This window comes from Kocuria sp. APC 4018, from assembly GCF_030407675.1.
Lineage (GTDB): Bacteria > Actinomycetota > Actinomycetes > Actinomycetales > Micrococcaceae > Kocuria > Kocuria rhizophila.
In genome coordinates this window covers 1-3,133 of record NZ_JASDCY010000105.1, presented here as the reverse complement: position 1 = coordinate 3,133, position 3,133 = coordinate 1, and the positions used below count along the sequence as shown (strand labels likewise).

Annotated in this window: 4 protein-coding genes; 2 read left to right on the top strand and 2 right to left on the bottom strand. The window is 65.1% G+C overall.

The window, feature by feature from the left end; translation table 11 throughout:
* Positions 1 to 255: 255 nt before the first annotated feature.
* Positions 256 to 828 (bottom strand): MC12, encoded by a 573-nt coding sequence (locus QL985_RS11920; protein WP_011117093.1) that lies wholly within the window; start codon positions 826 to 828, stop codon positions 256 to 258.
* 215 nt (positions 829 to 1,043) lie between these two features.
* Here QL985_RS11920 and QL985_RS11915 point away from each other — a divergent pair, with 215 nt between their 5' ends.
* Both QL985_RS11915 and QL985_RS11910 read left to right on the top strand, forming a co-directional pair.
* The gene (locus tag QL985_RS11915) at positions 1,044 to 1,673 is read left to right on the top strand and encodes a TetR/AcrR family transcriptional regulator (protein WP_158443063.1); all 630 of its coding nucleotides are present in this window, start codon (positions 1,044 to 1,046) and stop codon (positions 1,671 to 1,673) included.
* Positions 1,674 to 1,970: 297 nt separating this feature from the next.
* Entirely contained in the window at positions 1,971 to 2,435 is a 465-nt protein-coding gene (locus QL985_RS11910; RefSeq protein ID WP_051050204.1) for a DUF417 family protein, read from the top strand.
* Positions 2,436 to 2,610: 175 nt separating this feature from the next.
* Here the strand turns inward: QL985_RS11910 and msrB are convergent, their stop codons facing one another.
* Positions 2,611 to 3,036, bottom strand: coding sequence for a peptide-methionine (R)-S-oxide reductase MsrB (gene msrB / locus QL985_RS11905; protein ID WP_053447646.1), 426 nt, complete (start codon positions 3,034 to 3,036; stop codon positions 2,611 to 2,613).
* Positions 3,037 to 3,133 lie beyond the last annotated feature (97 nt).

Below are 3,133 nucleotides of genomic sequence, written 5' to 3'. Positions count from 1 at the left end.
TGGATCAACCAACCAACCGCCGCCGAACCGGTAGCCGCCTGACACCCACTGGCCTCAAACACCTTGAAAAATTCCGGAGACGACCAGCGGCCACAGGAATCCCGAGGCGGCATACGCCACACAGCGCACTGCCACATCGATCTACCCGTACGGCCCCCGCGGGAACCCCAACTGCGTCATCGTTGCCGCGGGTGACCGGTAGCCGGGCCTTACGTAAAGCAAGGGGGTCCCTGGCTGCGTCACCTACGAGGGGCGCTATGGCAGCCGTGTCGGTCGCCGCCGGACGGAATCCCCGGCTCGTTCGGCCTCGAGCGGGACAGGGCTGTGCAGTACGGCCGGCCCGCGGTGCAGGAACCCGTCCGAGAGCACTTGGCAGCGCAGGCCGCCCCGGCCGCGCATGGCGGCGTGCGCGCCCGGGGCGAGCACCCGGTCCATCCAGGCGCAGGGGTGGGCCGGCCGCCCACCCCGCAGCCGCACGAAAGCACCTTGGGACTCCAACGCGAATTCCCCGCCGAGCAGGGGCGCCAGCTCGGCGCCCCGGAGGACCACGTTGCGCCGGGTCAGGAGCGGGTCGAAGGGAGGTGTGCCCAGATCTGCCGCCATGGCCTCGAGTGCTTCGACGGCGAGCAGGGTGAGGGCGGCGTCCATGTGCGCGGCCTTGCCGAAGAACCGGTCGCCCACCACGCCCTTGCCGGCCACCAGCTCGACCCGGTCGGCATCCGTGGTGGGCACGTCCGCCGCGCCGTCCCGGGCGCGGCCGAAGTAGGCATGGCCCGGGGACACGAGCAGGTGCAGGATCTCCACGTCGTACTGATAGGTCTGCATCATGCCATCATTCCCTTCGTCACCACGGTTGCCGGCACACCGTAGACACCACCGGACGCACCGTTGATAGCGAGAATTTCAGCGTTCAGGTTTCCTCCTCCAAGCCCCGTCAGAGACCCGGGGGATCGGTTGTCTTACGGGCCTCCGGCGCGGCGCCAGCCACGATTGTAGACGGATCCGTCTAGCCAGAATAGACGGATCCGTCTAGCATGGTGCGCATGATGGCAGTCATCCCCGAAGCCCAGGCCACTGCGCCGAACCGGTCGCCTGCGAGGTCCACGGGAGCTCGTGAGCGGATCATGGCGACCGCCCGCCGGCTGTTCTACACACGCGGCATCAATGCCACCGGCATCGATCTGGTGATCGCTGAGGTCGGCGTGGCCAAGGGCAGCATGTATCACCACTTCGGCAACAAACAGGCTCTGGTAGTGGCTTACCTCCAGCAGGAGGAGGCCACCTGGAAAGCCGCTTCCGAAACCAGGGACGACCCCCGGGCCAGCGCGACTGAGCGCTTGAGAGTCTTCTTCGATGGAATCTCTGTCGATGTTCTGGCCGGCACGTTCCACGGATGCCCGTTCATGAACGCCGCCATCGAACGCCCGGATGATCTCGGGGTGGGCCAGGTGATCGCTCATTACCGGGAAGCACTGGCCTCACATATCGCCCATTTGCTCGGGGAGGACGGGTCCTCGACCGCGGTGGACAAGGTGATGGTGCTGTACGACGGGGCGAAAACGTCCGCCAAGATGACACGGGATCCTGCGCTGGTCGAGCTGGCCGCCGACATGGCCTGCGAAGTTGTTCATGGGCACGGTTCGACTCGCAGGCCGATAGCTCGGAAGGGATGAGCCCTGTTGACACCTGGCGACGACGATTCCGGACCATGATGCGTCCGGAAGCACGTGAGGTGGCGCACGAAGCCGACGAGGTCGTCCCGACGCGCCTGTGCGCGCGAGTTCCGCAGGTGGCCCGGGGAAAGGGTTGCGGCACAGACAACGCGGAAGACGGGGTGTGCGTACCACGCTGCGTCGGTGGGAAACCGCGGGTTGCCGGTGCAGAACCAGGTGCTGCATGAGCATGGAACCGTGGGTTCCTTTTCAAGTCCGAGTGATATCTACAAGAAAAAACGAGGAGACAAGAAAATGATGACGAAGAACACTTCCACCACGGGGATCGAGCAGATGGGGAATTCGGTACTGCGCTATTCCCTGGTGACGAACCTCGTCTGGATCGGTTCCCTGAAATTCCAGGACTACGAGATGGAGAACATCAGGCCCCTGGTCACCTCCAGCCCCTTGTTCTCCGGGGTGCTCAAGAAGCTGGGGGAGAAGAAGACAGCGCAGCTGATCGGGGTGGCCGAGATCGGTATGGGAGCTCTCATCGCCGCCAAGCCCCTCGCCCCGCGCGCTTCGGCCCTGGGCAGCCTCGGGGCGGTAGGGATGTTCGTCACCACGCTCAGTTTCATGGCCACGACCCCGGGAGTGCAGCAGGAGAACCACGGGAAAACCAAGTTGTCCATGGTGGGGCAGTTCCTGCTCAAGGACACCGTGCTTCTGGGGGCATCCATCCTCACGGCTGCCGAGTCGCTGCAGCACGCCCGCCGCCGGTAGCCCGGAAACGACCGTTGCCGTGACCCGGAACGAGCCGGGACGGGAACTGCTGGTGCGGTACCCCGTCCCGGCCCATGTTCTCTGCCCCGGTGACCTGGGGGCCGGTTGGTCAGCGCGCCGGCGGCGGCGAAGCCCTGGAGCCGGCGCGCTGAGGGTTCAGCCGGTGGGCGGCCACTCAGTCGGAGGAAATCAGTTTCATGGAGATCGAGTTGATGCAGAACCGCTGATCGGTGGGGGTCTGGAAACCTTCACCTTCGAAGAGGTGCCCCAGGTGGGAGTCGCATCGGGAACAGCGCACTTCGATGCGCTCCATCCCCAAGGACCGATCACGTAGGTAACGCACCCTGTCCTCGGCCAGGGGAGCCCAGAACGAGGGCCACCCGCAGTGCGAGTCGAACTTATCAGTGCTGGTGAACAGCTCTTGGCCACACGCCCGGCACTGATAGACACCGGTGGTGTGCGCGTCGTAGTACTGGCCCGTGTACGGCCTCTCGGTGCCCGCCTTCCGGAGTACCTGGAACTCCTGCGGCGTCAGTTCCTCACGCCACTGCTCCTCACTCTTGTGCACCTCGGGCCGGTAGTTGTCGTATCCAGTGTTCATGACGGCTTCAACGGTCCCCGGCCCCTGCGTGTCAGGGTGAGTTGAGTCCAGTGGTTCACAGCAAGTCCGCCTGACGCAGGGCGAGATTCAGGATCGA

Coding starts and splice junctions, on each gene's coding strand:
- QL985_RS11920 (WP_011117093.1), bottom strand. CDS start 828: ATGATGCAGACCTATCAGTACGACGTGGAGATCCTGCACCTGCTCGTG.
- QL985_RS11915 (WP_158443063.1), top strand. CDS start 1,044: ATGATGGCAGTCATCCCCGAAGCCCAGGCCACTGCGCCGAACCGGTCG.
- QL985_RS11910 (WP_051050204.1), top strand. CDS start 1,971: ATGACGAAGAACACTTCCACCACGGGGATCGAGCAGATGGGGAATTCG.
- msrB (WP_053447646.1), bottom strand. CDS start 3,036: ATGAACACTGGATACGACAACTACCGGCCCGAGGTGCACAAGAGTGAG.